The organism is Streptomyces sp. NPDC102360, from assembly GCF_044766085.1.
Taxonomy (GTDB): Bacteria; Actinomycetota; Actinomycetes; order Streptomycetales; family Streptomycetaceae; genus Streptomyces.
Genome location: NZ_JBIWLG010000004.1, coordinates 82,173 through 95,765, shown reverse-complemented (window position 1 = coordinate 95,765; position 13,593 = coordinate 82,173). Strand labels below are relative to the sequence as shown.

Annotated in this window: 12 protein-coding genes; 6 read left to right on the top strand and 6 right to left on the bottom strand. The window is 70.5% G+C overall.

The window, feature by feature from the left end; all coding sequences use genetic code 11:
* The first annotated feature begins 43 nt into the window (after positions 1-43).
* The 6 genes from recR to ACIRHA_RS18695 all read left to right on the top strand — a co-directional run bounded on the left by recR (position 44) and on the right by ACIRHA_RS18695 (position 6,145).
* Positions 44-643 carry a recombination mediator RecR gene (gene recR, locus ACIRHA_RS18720; RefSeq protein ID WP_403846742.1) on the top strand — a complete coding sequence of 200 codons (600 nt, stop codon included), beginning with the start codon at positions 44-46 and terminating at the stop codon, positions 641-643.
* The gene (locus tag ACIRHA_RS18715) at positions 636-1,394 is read left to right on the top strand and encodes a DUF5063 domain-containing protein (RefSeq protein WP_403846740.1); all 759 of its coding nucleotides are present in this window, start codon (positions 636-638) and stop codon (positions 1,392-1,394) included. The genes recR and ACIRHA_RS18715 overlap by 8 nt, the downstream gene beginning before the upstream one ends.
* Before the next feature lie 291 nt (positions 1,395-1,685).
* Positions 1,686-2,975, top strand: coding sequence for an aspartate kinase (locus ACIRHA_RS18710; RefSeq protein ID WP_403846737.1), 1,290 nt, complete (start codon positions 1,686-1,688; stop codon positions 2,973-2,975).
* Positions 2,975-4,045 (top strand): aspartate-semialdehyde dehydrogenase, encoded by a 1,071-nt coding sequence (locus tag ACIRHA_RS18705; RefSeq protein WP_403846735.1) that lies wholly within the window; start codon positions 2,975-2,977, stop codon positions 4,043-4,045. The genes ACIRHA_RS18710 and ACIRHA_RS18705 overlap by 1 nt, the downstream gene beginning before the upstream one ends.
* 331 nt (positions 4,046-4,376) lie before the next feature.
* Positions 4,377-5,057 carry a SigE family RNA polymerase sigma factor gene (locus ACIRHA_RS18700; RefSeq protein WP_403846732.1) on the top strand — a complete coding sequence of 227 codons (681 nt, stop codon included), beginning with the start codon at positions 4,377-4,379 and terminating at the stop codon, positions 5,055-5,057.
* Positions 5,054-6,145, top strand: a complete 1,092-nt coding sequence (locus tag ACIRHA_RS18695; RefSeq protein WP_403846730.1) for a hypothetical protein — start codon at positions 5,054-5,056, stop codon at positions 6,143-6,145. The genes ACIRHA_RS18700 and ACIRHA_RS18695 overlap by 4 nt, the downstream gene beginning before the upstream one ends.
* A gap of 205 nt (positions 6,146-6,350) precedes the next feature.
* Here the strand turns inward: ACIRHA_RS18695 and ACIRHA_RS18690 are convergent, their stop codons facing one another.
* From ACIRHA_RS18690 to ACIRHA_RS18665, 6 genes are all read right to left on the bottom strand, one after another.
* The gene (locus tag ACIRHA_RS18690; RefSeq protein ID WP_403846727.1) at positions 6,351-7,145 is read right to left on the bottom strand and encodes an SURF1 family protein; all 795 of its coding nucleotides are present in this window, start codon (positions 7,143-7,145) and stop codon (positions 6,351-6,353) included.
* 106 nt (positions 7,146-7,251) lie between these two features.
* Complete coding sequence (locus ACIRHA_RS18685; protein ID WP_403846724.1) at positions 7,252-9,084, bottom strand: prolyl oligopeptidase family serine peptidase; 1,833 nt, start codon at positions 9,082-9,084, stop codon at positions 7,252-7,254.
* Between the two features lie 496 nt (positions 9,085-9,580).
* Positions 9,581-10,381 (bottom strand): SDR family oxidoreductase, encoded by an 801-nt coding sequence (locus ACIRHA_RS18680; protein ID WP_403846721.1) that lies wholly within the window; start codon positions 10,379-10,381, stop codon positions 9,581-9,583.
* Positions 10,378-12,051, bottom strand: coding sequence for an FAD-binding dehydrogenase (locus ACIRHA_RS18675; protein WP_403846719.1), 1,674 nt, complete (start codon positions 12,049-12,051; stop codon positions 10,378-10,380). Before ACIRHA_RS18675 ends, ACIRHA_RS18680 begins: the two co-directional genes overlap by 4 nt.
* Positions 12,048-12,650 carry a TetR/AcrR family transcriptional regulator gene (locus ACIRHA_RS18670; RefSeq protein ID WP_403846717.1) on the bottom strand — a complete coding sequence of 201 codons (603 nt, stop codon included), beginning with the start codon at positions 12,648-12,650 and terminating at the stop codon, positions 12,048-12,050. Before ACIRHA_RS18670 ends, ACIRHA_RS18675 begins: the two co-directional genes overlap by 4 nt.
* A gap of 97 nt (positions 12,651-12,747) precedes the next feature.
* Positions 12,748-13,332 (bottom strand): TMEM165/GDT1 family protein, encoded by a 585-nt coding sequence (locus tag ACIRHA_RS18665; protein WP_403846714.1) that lies wholly within the window; start codon positions 13,330-13,332, stop codon positions 12,748-12,750.
* Positions 13,333-13,593 lie beyond the last annotated feature (261 nt).

The window sequence follows — 13,593 nt, the reverse complement described above, 5'->3', positions numbered from 1 at the left end:
GTACGTACCAAGCGACAACCGTAAGCAGCAGGAAAGGCAATCCGTGTACGAAGGCGTGGTCCAGGACCTCATCGACGAGCTGGGCAGGCTGCCCGGCGTCGGTCCCAAGAGCGCGCAGCGGATCGCCTTCCACATCCTGCAGGCGGAGCCCACCGACGTACGGCGCCTCGCGCAGGCCCTGATGGAGGTCAAGGCGAAGGTCCGCTTCTGTGCGACGTGTGGCAACGTCGCGCAGGAGGAGCTGTGCAACATCTGCCGCGACCAGCGGCGGGACCCGTCCGTCATCTGTGTGGTCGAGGAGCCGAAGGACGTCGTCGCGATCGAGCGGACCCGTGAGTTCCGGGGGCGGTATCACGTCCTCGGCGGCGCGATCAGTCCGATCGAGGGCGTGGGCCCCGACGATCTGCGGATACGGGAGCTTCTCGCCCGCCTCGCGGACGGCACGGTCACCGAGCTCATCCTCGCCACCGACCCGAACCTCGAGGGCGAGGCCACAGCGACGTACCTCGCCCGCATGATCAAGCCCATGGGCCTGAAGGTCACCCGCCTGGCCAGCGGCCTCCCCGTCGGGGGCGACCTGGAGTACGCGGACGAGGTGACCCTCGGCCGCGCCTTCGAGGGGAGAAGACTCCTAGATGTCTAAGACGCCACAGCAGTCGCCGACGCAGCAGAAGTCCTCGGTGGCAGAGCAGCCGCCGAGGGCTCAGCAGCCGTCGACGCCCGACGCGGTCACGCTGCACTCGACCACCCAGGACCCCGACGACTTCGCCGTCCAGATCTCGGACCAGGTCGAGTCGTTCATCGTGGCCGTGACCGAGATCGCCAAGGGCGACGAGCCGGACTCGGCCGTGCCCTTCCTGCTGCTCGAGGTCTCCCAACTGCTGCTCGCCGGCGGCCGGTTGGGCGCGCACGAGGACATCCTCCCGGACGAGCGCTACGAGCCGGACCTTGGTGCCGAGCAGGACGCCATGGACGCGGACGACCTGCGCGAGCGGCTCGCGGCGATGCTCGACCCGGTCGACGTGTACTCCGAGGTCTTCGACCCGTACGAGCCGCGCAAGGCACCGGTCGCCGCGCGGATCTCGGACGACCTGGCGGACGTCGTCTCCGATCTGCGGCACGGCATGGCGCACTACCGCGCGGGCCGGATCACCGAGGCGCTGTGGTGGTGGCAGTTCTCGTACTTCTCCAACTGGGGCTCGACCGCCTCGGCGACGCTCCGCGCCCTGCAGTCGCTGGTCGCCCACGTCCGCCTGAACCAGCCGCTCGAGGACCTCGACGGCCTGGACACGGACGAGGACCTGGCGACGGCCGAGGGCACGCTGGAGGAGGAGGCGGGCCAGGTCATGGCGGAGGAGATCGCAGGCCCCTTGGGCCTCCGCCCGGTCAAGTAACAGGGGCGCGGGGATCTGCTTTCAGGGGCGCGGGGAACTGCGCAGCCCCAGCCACGGCTGACCGCCACATCGATGTGACCCGCCCCACTTCCCCGGTTACCCCGGCCAGGGTCGGGCATGCGACTGTCCGGGCGGCCGGAGATCGGCAAACAGAAACCCGGTGATCACCACGTGGGCGGGACATCTCGCGGAGTGATACGGCCGGGGCGGATCTCGGCCGCTCGTTAAACTGAGCCGACCGCAGTGCGCATACGTACATGCGGTGACAGACGGACTGAGCGAGGAGCGCACGTGGGCCTTGTCGTGCAGAAGTACGGAGGCTCCTCCGTAGCCGATGCCGAGGGCATCAAGCGGGTCGCCAAGAGGATCGTCGACGCCAAGAAGAACGGCAACAAGGTTGTCGTTGTGGTGTCCGCGATGGGTGACACGACGGATGAGTTGATCGATCTCGCCGGGCAGGTATCTCCGATTCCTGCAGGGCGCGAATTCGACATGCTGCTGACCGCCGGAGAGCGGATCTCCATGGCCTTGCTGGCGATGGCGATCAAAAACCTGGGCCACGAGGCCCAGTCGTTCACGGGCAGTCAGGCCGGTGTCATCACCGACTCGGTCCACAACAAAGCACGGATCATCGACGTCACTCCGGGGCGCATCCGGACCTCCATCGACGAGGGCAACATCGCCATCGTCGCGGGGTTCCAGGGCGTCAGCCAGGAGGGCAAGAACATCACGACCCTGGGTCGTGGTGGGTCCGACACCACCGCCGTCGCCCTCGCCGCCGCGCTCGACGCGGAGGTCTGCGAGATCTACACGGATGTCGACGGCGTGTTCACCGCCGACCCGCGCGTCGTGAAGAAGGCGCGGAAGATCGACTGGATCTCCTTCGAGGACATGCTGGAGCTCGCGAGCTCCGGGTCGAAGGTGCTGCTCCACCGCTGCGTGGAGTACGCCCGTCGGTACAACATCCCGATCCACGTCCGCTCCAGCTTCAGTGGGCTGCAGGGCACGTGGGTCAGCAACGAGCCGATCGAGAAGAAGAACCAGCAAGGGGAAAAGGGCGTGGAGCAGGCCATCATCTCCGGTGTCGCGCACGACACCTCCGAGGCGAAGATCACCGTCGTCGGGGTTCCGGACAAGCCGGGCGAGGCCGCGAAGCTCTTCCGGGCCGTCGCGGACGCCCAGATCAACCTCGACATGATCGTGCAGAACGTGTCGGCGGCGTCGACCGGTCTGACCGACATCTCCTTCACGCTTCCCAAGACCGAGGGCCGCAAGGCCATCGACGCCCTGGAGAAGCAGAAGGCCAACGTCGGCTTCGACTCGCTGCGCTACGACGACCAGATCGCCAAGATCTCCCTCGTCGGCGCTGGCATGAAGACGAACCCGGGTGTCACGGCCGGCTTCTTCGAGGCGCTCACCGACGCGGGCGTGAACATCGAGCTGATCTCGACCTCCGAGATCCGCATCTCGGTCGTCACGCGCGCCGACGATGTGAACGAGGCCGTGCGCGCCGTGCACTCCGCCTTCGGGCTCGACTCGGACTCCGACGAGGCCGTGGTCTACGGAGGCACCGGCCGCTGATGGCCGAAGCACCTGTGCGGCGTCCGACGCTCGCGGTCGTGGGAGCGACCGGGAGCGTCGGCGCCGTTCTGCTGCAGATTCTGTCGCAGCACGCGGACATCTGGGGTGAGATCCGGCTCGTGGCCTCCCCGCGCTCGGCGGGGCGCAAGCTCACGCTGCGCGGCGAGGAGGTCGAGGTCGTCGCCCTCACGGAGTCCGTCTTCGACGGGGTCGACGTCGCGATGTTCGACGTACCCACCGAGGTGTCCGCGCAGTGGGCGCCCATCGCCGCCGCCAAGGGCGTTGTGGTGGTGGACAATTCGCCGGCCTTCCGGATGGACCCGGATGTGCCGCTCGTCGTGCCCGAGGTGAATCCGCACGCCGCGCGCGTGCGGCCGCGCGGCATCATCGCCAACCCCAACTGCACGACGCTGTCGATGATCGTGGCGATCGGGGCGCTGCACGCCGAGTTCGGGCTCCGTGAGCTGGTCGCGTCCAGCTATCAGGCGGTGAGCGGGGCGGGCCGCGCCGGGGTCGAGACGCTGCGGGCGCAGCTGTCCCTCGTGTCCGGCTCCGAACTCGGGACCGCACCCGGTGACCTGCGGCGGGCCGTGGGTGACCGGACGGGTCCCTTCCCCGAGCCCGTGGCGCTCAATGTCGTGCCCTGGTCGGGCACGTTGTGCGAGGACGGCTGGTCGTCGGAGGAGATGAAGGTGCGGGACGAGTCCCGCAAGATCCTCGGCCTGCCGGACCTGAAGGTCGCGGTCACCTGTGTGCAGGTGCCCGTCGTGACCACGCACTCCCTCACCGTGCACGCCCGCTTCCAGAGCGAGGTCACCGTCGACCGGGCGCGCGAGATCATCGCGACCGCACCGGGCGTCGTGCTCTTCGACAATCCGGCCGCCGGCGAATTCCCCACGCCGGCCGACGCGGTGGGCACTGATCCGACATGGGTGGGCCGCGTGCGGCGGTCGCTCGACGATCCGGCCGGCCTCGAACTCTTCGTATGCGGGGACAATCTGCGCAAGGGTGCGGCTCTGAACACCGCGCAGATCGCGGAGCTGGTGGCGGCCGAGCTCGCCACTATGTGAGCTTCGTGCCCCTCTCCGTGTGACCTGCGGCTCTTTCGGTGCCCGCGATGCGGGCAGGCCCTTCCCAAGCGTGGATCCGCTCATAAGATTCTGTGTGAGTTTTGTGTAAGCGGATTTTCCTCCCCGCCCTGCAACCGTGCGCAGGGCGGGGAGCGTCTTTGCGGTCGCCCTGGTGAAGCGTCGACCGACATCGGGCATACGGGGCATAGGGGGAGAGTGTGGTGCGCATGTCGGCATTCGAGGCGGTGTCATCGGTGGGGATGACGAGGCCCGTCGCAAATGGGGCGCCTGACGCGTACAACCTTGACGGGGGGAAGCTTGTCCAACAGGCGTGGCAGAAGTACTGGACTTCACAGCGGTACGGGCGACGGGCGCGGCCCTTCGTCCGCCCCTCGCACCCCTTGGCACCCGGCGCGCCCGCGCGCCCGGCGGCATGCCGGTGATCGCCCCCATGCCAGCGGCGGGGCCGGCGCGCATTCCGGCACAGGCACAGGGTGCTGACGAGTCGATGACGCAGGCCGGTACCTCCGTCGACCATCTCACCGAGACCTATCGCGCCCATTACCGCTCCTTGCTGGGGCTCGCGGCGCTGCTTCTCGACGACACCGCCTCCTGCGAGGACGTCGTGCAGGAGGCGTTCATCCGCGTGCACTCGGCGCGGGGGCGCGTCAGGGACCCGTCGAAGACGCTCGCGTATCTGCGGCAGACCGTCGTCAACCTCTCGCGGTCCACGCTGCGCCGCCGCATCCTCGGCCTGAAGCTGCTCACCAAGCCGATGCCGGACATGGCGAGCGCGGAGGAGGGCGCGTACGACCTCCTGGAGCGGGACGCCCTGAAGAAGGCGCTGCGCGGGCTGCAGCGCCGCCAGCGCGAGGTTCTCGTCCTGCGGTACTTCGCGGACATGACGGAGGCGCAGGTGGCCGAGTCGCTCGGGATATCGCTCGGCTCGGTCAAGGCATACGGATCGCGCGGGATCGCGGCGCTGCGCGTCGCCATGGAGGAGCCAGCATGAACCCCCATCTCGACGGCGGCCCGGACCCCGCTGCCGACGAAGTGAGTGAGGCAGACCGGCGTGCTCCGGACTCCGCCGGTGCCGCCGGGTTCGGTGACGACGAGCTCGCGGTGCGGCGGATGATGCGGCAGGCCGTCGCGGATCTCGAACCCTCGGAGCAGGCGCTCGACGAGCTGCACCGGGCGGTCCCCGCCCGCCGTGCGCGCAAGCGGCAGGCGGCCGTGGGCGCGATCGCCATGGGTGTGTTCGCGGCGATGGCGGTGCCCGCGGTGCTGCACGTGACGAATCCCGACCCCTCCGGCGAGCGGCCGGCCATCGCGGGCAACAGCGAGGCCACGCACCACGGGGCGAGCGCGGGCACGGCGTCCGGCGGCGCGGGACAGGGTGACGCGGGCAAGCCCTCGCACGCCAAGGGCAAGGACAAGGGCGCCAAGAAGGAGAAGAAGGGCGACGGGCGCAGGGCCACGGGCGGCGCGAGCGCGGGGGCCGACCCCGCGTCCACGGCGGCGGCCACCTCGCCCACCTGCGAGGCGGGCGAGCTGGGCAGGCCGCAGGCCACCGTCGGCGCGCCCGAAGGGGACGGCAAGGTCTACGGCACGTTCCGCGTCTCGAACGTCTCGGGCTCCAACTGCACGGTGGACAGCGCCGGATCCGTGGTCACCGTCGCGCAGGGCGCGGCCGATCCGGCCAAGGTGAGCGTCGTCGACCACACCTCGGGCGACGGCTCCGGGCTGCCCGACCCCTCGACCGAGCCGAGCCAGGTGATCCTCGAACCGGGCAAGGCGTACGAGGTGCGGTTCGCGTGGGTGCCCTCGGCGTCCTGCTCCGCGACGGGGGGCGACAGTGGTGGCAGCGGCGGCGGTGACCCGTCGCCCTCGCCGACGCCGACCGGCGACGGGTCGGACGGCGGTGACGCCACGACCGGCACGGATCCGCAGACGACGACGCAGCTGGGGTCCGACGGCGGGACGGAAGGCAGCGTCGCGGTGTCCCACACGCCCGAACCGGGCGCCCCGACAGCCGCCACGACCATCTCGAACGCCTGCGAAGGCACGGTCTACCGCACGGGCCTCCTCCCCGCGTCCTAGCCCGAACCCCCGGGGCTCCGCCCCGGACCCCGCGCCTCAAACGCCGGCGGGGCTGGAAAGATCGCCTCAAACGCCGGCGGGGCTTGGAGGATCGCCTCAAGCGCCGGCGGAGCTGGATTTGCCGGCGGGGCTTGAGTTATTAAGCCCCTGCGGCGATTGAGCAGCGGGGTCCGGGGCGGAGCCCCGTGAGCGGCGGACGGTCCCGCTAGACGGTCGCTCCGGTTTCCGCCGAGAGCTCCGGTTCCGCGATCCCCAGTTCCGCATCCCGGAGGGCCTCCGCCTCGCGGCGTACAAGCCGGAACCACATGAACACCACGAACCCGGCGAAGACGAACCACTCGCCCGTGTACCCGAGGTTCTGGAACGCCTTGAGGTCGAGCCCGCTGCCCTCGGGCGCCGTGGCCGGCACCGCCGTCATCCCGGAGTCCGCCTTGTCGAGCGTGATCCACCCGTCGTAGACGTCGTACGGGACCAGGTTCACCAGCGACGCCGCGCTGATCACACCGACCTGCCCGGAGGGCAGCCCACCCGAGGCGGACACCCCGCTCGAGGTCGCGGACTCCGAGGCCTGGAGCGCCCCGACGACCGTGACCTCCCCCTTCGGCGCGGCCGGCGCCTTCGCGGCGGACGCCTTGCCCGGCACCCAGCCCCGCACCACCGGAAGCGCCTTCCCGGAACCCTCGACCCTGAGGAGCGTCACGACGTAGAAGCCGCTGCGCTCGCCGAGGTCCCGCTGGGGCACGAGGAGCTGCTTGCCGTAGTGGCCGGTCGCGGTGGTCCGCTTCCCGGAGGTCTTCTGGTCCACGGGCAGCACGGAGGCGAGCGGCTCGGGTGCAGCCGTCTCGTTCGCCTTCGTCTGCTCGGACGCGGTCTTGTGGTCCTGCACCCGGTCCTCGAAACGACTGAGCTGCCACGAGCCCATGAAGATGCACACGGGGATCGCGAGCAGGACGAAGATGTTGATCCCCCACCAGCGCGGGGTCAGGAGGAACCGGTACACACCCCCACGGTACGGCTCCGCCTCATGGAACCGGCCACCGGCCCCGGCCGTGAGGGTGTGGTCACCGTTTCCCCACGTCACGGGGCTCCGCCCCGGACCCCGCGCCTCAAACGCCGGCGGGGCTGGATTTGCCGACGGGGCTTGAATTGGGCAAGTGGCGCCTCGCGAAGTCCAGTTCGAGTGCGACCTGCTTGATGCGCTCCTCGACGACGAGCGAGCCGTGCCCCGCCTCGTACCGGTACACCTCGTGGGTCGCGTCGCGCGCCGCGAGCCGGTCCACGTAGTTGTCGATCTGCTGGAGCGGGCAGCGCGGGTCGTTGACCCCCGCCGAGATGTAGACCGGCGCCTTCACGTCGTCGACGTACGTCAGCGGGGACGACACCTCGAACCGCTCGGGCACCTCCTCGGGGGAGCCGCCGAACAGCGTGCGGTCCAGGGCCTTGAGCGCCTCCATCTCGTCCTCGTACGCCGTCACGTAGTCGGCGACCGGCACCGCGGCGAGCCCCACGGCCCAGGCGCCCGGCTGCGTGCCGACGCCGAGGAGCGTCAGATAGCCGCCCCAGGAGCCGCCCGCGAGGACGAGCCGTTCCGGGTCGGCGAGCCCGGAGGAGACGGCCCACTCGCGCACGGCCGCGATGTCCTCCAGCTCGATCAGGCCGACGCGGTGCTTGAGCGCGTCCGTCCACTCCCGCCCGTATCCGGTCGAGCCCCGGTAGTTGACCCGGACCACCGCGTACCCGTGGTCGACCCAGGCCGCCGGGCCCGCCGCGAACGCGTCGGAGTCGTGCCAGGTCGGTCCGCCGTGGATCTCGAACACGGTGGGCAGCGGCCCGCTCGCGCCCGCCGGCTTCTGTACGAGGGCGTGGATCCGGCCGCCGGGGCCCTCCACCCACACGTCCTCCACCGGCACCGACGCCGGGGCCTTCATACCGGGTGGGTCGAGGACGACCTCACCCGTGGTGGAGCGCACGACCGAGGGCTCGGCCGCCGACGACCACAGGTACTCGACGCTGCCGTCGGGCCGCGCGGAAGCACCGGACACCGAGCCGACGGGGGTGTCCACCTTCGTCAGCGCACCCGTCGCGAACTCGTAGCGCCACAGGTCACCCCGCGCCTCGAATTCGTGCACGACGAGGAGCGCCGAGCCGTCCGGGTACCACTCGGCCGACACGTCGCCCGGCAGGTCGAGCGCCAGGTCGGTCTCCTCACCGGTGGCGACGTCCCACACCATGGGCTCCCAGCGGCCGCGCCGCTGGTGCCCGACGAGCAGCCGGGTGTCGCCTGCCACGGGCGCGAAGCCGAGCACTTCGAGGCCGAGGTCCTCGGTGCCGCCCTTGGAGTCGTCGAGCTCCGCGAGTGTCGAACCGTCGAGCCGGAGCACGCGCAGGGCTCCGTGCATCGCGTCGCCGTGCTCGGTGTGCTCGATCGCGATCAGCGTCCCGTCGTACGACAGGTCGCCGACGCCCGCCGACTCGCGGTGCCGGTAGATCTCGGCGGGGGAGTCGGAGCCGGGTCGTACGACGTGGATCGTCGTGCCGTCGTCGTCGGTGGAGCAGCCGATCACGGCGGTGTGCCCGTCGCGGCCGAGGGCGAGTCCCGCCGGGTACGAGGCCGCGAGTCCGGGCACCGCCTCGACGTCCTCGCCGCCCTCGAAGGGCTGGCGCAGCCAGGTCCCGAACTCGTCCCCGTCCGTGTCGTTGAACCACCAGATCCACGCGCCGTCGGGGGTGAGCACGCCGTCCGTCGTCCCGTTCGCCCGGTCCGTGGCGCGGCGCTGCTCGCCCGTGGCCCGGTCCCAGGTGTACAGCTCGTACGTCCCCGTCGCGTTCGACACGAACAGGGAGCGGTCCGGCGCGTCCTCGGCCCAGTCGGGCAGCGAAACCCGCGCCGCCCGAAACCGCTTCTCCCAGTCGGCCATGCCCTCATCGAACTCAGTCATGCCCCCATACTGCCTGCAGCCCGGACCGCTCAAGCCCCGCGCCTCAAACGCCACCGGGACTCAAAAGACCGGGGCTCCGCCCCGCACCCCGCTGCTCAATCGCCGCAGGGGCTTGAAAAGCCTGCTCAATCGCCGCAGGGGCTTGATGGTTCAAGCCCCGCCGGCGTTTGAGGCGATCTTTTCAGCCCCGCCGGCGATTGAGGCGCGGGGTCCGGGGCAGAGCCCCGCGACCGCAACCCCGTCACCCGCCCCGAGAGGAGCAGCCGTACCCGGCCCGTAATCCGAGGGGAGCGGCCGGGCACGGCCTTCGCAGGTGCTCCCGCTGTACCGCGCCTGCTCCCCGCCTCCACCACCACGAGCGCTGGATGAACAGCACCGACGCAATTCATCCGTGCGACCGTGCGTGCCGCGACGGTGAAGCGAATGTACGCCCGCGGGCTCCGCCCCGGTATAGCCCGAGCGCATATCTGTACGAGCGATTCCGGCGGCGGAACCTCTATTTCAGCCCGTGCCTCCTGGCCACCATGCGTTCGGCCGCGGAGCGTGGCAGCACCCGGCGCAGCGCGAACACGAGGGGCGCGCTGCTGCCCACCGCGTACAGCGGCCTCGGCCGCCCCGCCTCGATGGCCGAGACGACCTTCGCGGCGACCTTCTCGGCCGAGATCCCGTGCGCCTCATTGGAGTTGAGGGCGGCGAGCATCGTGTCGTAGGCGGCGCGGAAGGGCGAGTCCTTCGCCACGTACTGGGTGCGCCGCTCACTGATCCCCGTCGCGATCGACCCCGGCTCGACCGTCGTGATCCCGACCCCGTACGGGGCGTACTCGCGCCGCGCCGCGTGCGCGAAGCCCTTGATCGCGGCCTTGGACGAGACGTACGAGGACCGGTACGCGAGCGGGAAGCTGGCCAGCATGGACCCCACCATCACCACGCGCCCCCGCCGCCGCTCCCGCATCCCCGGCAGCAGCAGCTGGCTGAGCCGCACCGCCCCGAACACGTTCAGCTGGAACAGCCGCCGCACCGCGTCCATCGGCAGCTCCTCGAACGGGCCGCTCTGCGATTCCCCGGCGTTGTTGACGAGCACGTCGACCTCGCCGACCGACCGCGCGAGGGTCTCGATGCTCTCCTCGTCGGCGAGGTCGAGCGGCAGATACTCCACGCCCGGCACCGGCGCGGCGACCTTCCGGGGGTCCCGGCTGGTCCCGTACACCTTGTAGCCGCGCTTCACGAGCGCCGCCGCGACCGCGGAGCCGATGCCCGAAGAGGCCCCTGTCACGAGGGCCGTGCCCCGCGTACTCACGCGAGGCTCCGGGCGAGCGCGCGCCCGGCGGCGCGTCCGGAGAAGATGCAGCCGCCGAGGAAGGTCCCTTCGAGCGCGTTGTACCCGTGCACGCCGCCACCGCCGAACCCGGCGACCTCCCCGGCAGCGTAGAGCCCTTCGAAGACGGACTTGTCGGGCCGCACGACCTGCGAGTCGAGGTTCGTCTCCAGACCGCCCAGGGTCTTCCTCGTCAGCACGTGCAGCCGTACGGCGATCAGCGGACCCTGCGCCGGATCGAGCAGCCGGTGCGGCTTGGCGACGCGGGTGAGCCGGTCGAACAGGTACGAGCGGGCGTTCTTCACCGCCATCAGCTGGAGGTCCTTGGAGTACCCGTTGTCGACCTCCCGGTCGCGTGCGACGATCTCGCGCTCAACCTGCTCGTACGTAACGGGAGTTGACGGTGTCAGCTTGTTCATCCCGGCGACGAGGTCCTTCAGGTTCCGCCGTACGACGAAGTCCTCGCCCTGGTCGAGGAAGGCCTGGATCGGTCCGGGGGCGCCCTTCTTCACGCGTTGCAGGACCAGCTTCAGGTCCTTGCCGGTGATGTCGGGGTTCTGCTCGGATCCGGAGAGCGCGAACTCCTTCTCGACGATGGCGCGGGTCAGGATGAACCACGTGTGGTCGTGGCCGGTCCCGGTGATGTGCTTGAGCGTCGCGAGGGTGTCGTGGCCGGGGAAGAGCGGCGCGGGCAGCCGCTTGCCCTCGGCGTCCAGCCACAGCGAGGAGGGGCCCGGAATGATCCGGATGCCGTGGTCCGGCCAGATCGGGTCCCAGTTCTTCAGGCCCTCGGTGTAGTGCCACATGCGGTCGCGGTTCACGAGGGAGGCACCGGCGTTCTCGGTGATCTCCAGCATGCGCCCGTCGACGTACGCGGGGACGCCGGTCACCATGGACTCGGGCGGGGTCCCCATGCGCTCAACAGGCCAGTTCTTCCTGACCAGTTCGTGGTTCGCGCCGATGCCGCCGGAGGTCACGATCACGGCCTTCGCGCGCAGCTCGAAGTCGCCGACGGTTTCGCGGGACGAGGCGACACCGCGCGCGGCGTCGGAGGGTTCGAGCAGTGACCCGCGCACGCCGACGGCGGCGCCGTCCTCCACGATCAACTCGTCTACCTGGTGCCGGTACTTGAAGTCGACGAGCCCGCGCTCGGCGGCCGCCAGGACCGGTTCGCGGAAGACCCGCACGACCTCGGGGCCCGTCCCCCACGTGATGTGGAAGCGCGGCACGGAGTTCCCGTGCCCGGTCGCGGTCCCGGCGCCGCGCTCGGCCCAGCCCACGTTCGGGGTGACCTTCAGCCCGAGCCCGTACAGGTAGTCCCGCTTCTCCTCGGCCGCGAACCGCACATACGCCTCGGCCCACTTGCGCGGCCAGTGGTCCTCGTCCTCGCGGTCGAATCCGGCGGAGCCGAGCCAGTCGGCGAGGGCCAGTTCGTAGGAGTCCTTGATGCCCATCCGCCGCTGCTCGGGGCTGTCGACGAGGAAGAGCCCGCCGAGCGACCAGAACGCCTGGCCCCCGAGGTTCGCCGCGTTCTCCTGGTCGACCAGCACGACTCGCTTGCCCGCGCGGGTGAGTTCATACGTCGCGACGAGCCCGGCGAGCCCGGCCCCTACGACGATGACATCGGCGACATCGGCTTTGGTGTCACTCATGCGCTCTCCAACGGTGTGCTGTAGGCGTCCAGTACGTTCATGAAGAGAGCCTCGCGACGGGCCCGTACGGCCGCGTCGTCCGGCTGCAGCAGGACCTGCACGGAGGTCCCGTCGTGCACGGCCACCAGGGCGTCGCCCAGGGCCCGTTCGTCGGTGACCCGGCGGCCGAGCCGGCCGAGCGCGGCCACGAACACCGGCAGGATCGTGTCGCGGATGGTCTCCTCGCGGGCGGCCATCACGCGGCGCAGGCCCGGATTGCGCAGCGCGTGCGCGGTGAACTCGGCGGTGATCCGGAACCAGGCGTCGTCGACGGGGGTGGCGTCGATGGCGGCCCGCACGGCGGCCTCGGGATCATCCGGGTCGATACCGGCGAGAGCGGTCCGCACGTCATCGAGCATCCGCGCGGACCGCTCCTCCCACAAGGCGAGAAACAGCTCGTCGAGCGAGGAGAAATTCGAGTAGAAAGCGCCGCGGGTGAATCCCGCGCGCTCACAGACCTGTTCGACCGTGGAGCGCCCGAAGCCCTCCTCGGCGAACACGTCGAGCGCGGCGTCCAGCAGCCGCTGCCGCGTCCGCGCACGCCGCTTGGTGACGGGCATCCTCGCCTCCCCGGTTGGATACGCGAACGTATTCGATACGTTCGTGTATCCACAAGGGGGTGCGCGGGGTGTGCGCGGGCGCTGCGCGGCCGGTACGTCAGCCGGTGAACACCTCGACGAACGACCAGACGGCAAGCGCGAGCATGCAGAAACCGCCCACCCGCTGCACGGTCTTCAGCGGCACCCGCTTGGCGATGAAGCGCCCGGCGACCAGGGCGAGCGCGGACACGGACATCAGGGCCGCCCACGAGCCGATCGCGGTCGACCACGTGCCGTTCGTGGCGGCCAGGTTGGCGGTGGTGATCTGCGTGAGGTCGCCCCACTCGCCGATGAACACGGCCATGAACGCCGTGCCGAAGACCGGCCAGAAACCGGTGACGGTCTTGGCGCCCGCCTCGTCCTCGCCGTCCTCGTCTCCGCCGCGCAGCAGCATGAACGCGCCGAACAGGAACATCAGGCCGGAGACGACCTTCACGATCCAGCCGGGGAGGAGGCCGAGCAGCGAGCCCGCGCCGACCGCGATCGCGACGTGCACGAGGAACGCGGCCGACGCGCCGAACCACACGTACAGGGGCTTCATCCGGGTGCCCATGGCCAGTGAGGCGAACATGGTCTTGTCCGGGAGTTCGGCGAGGAAGATCAGCCCGAAGGCGGTGACGATCGCCAGGGGATCGAGGTCCATGGGGACGCTTTCTGTACGGGCCGGGTCCACGCGGCCCCCGCCCGCTGCGTAGGGAGGACCACTCGACCCGGCAGCGGACACACGTATGCGTGGATGCGTACGTGTGCTGTGTTCTGCCTGGTCGAAGGTCTCGCCCACCCGGCCCGCCGCGGCGGTCCGGGCCCGGCCACCGGGAACCCGGGGGTTCCAGTGTGTCGACGACCGGTTCGCGGGGCTACTCCCCTTCGCTTGCACGTCAAGGGTACACGGGATCGATGCGGA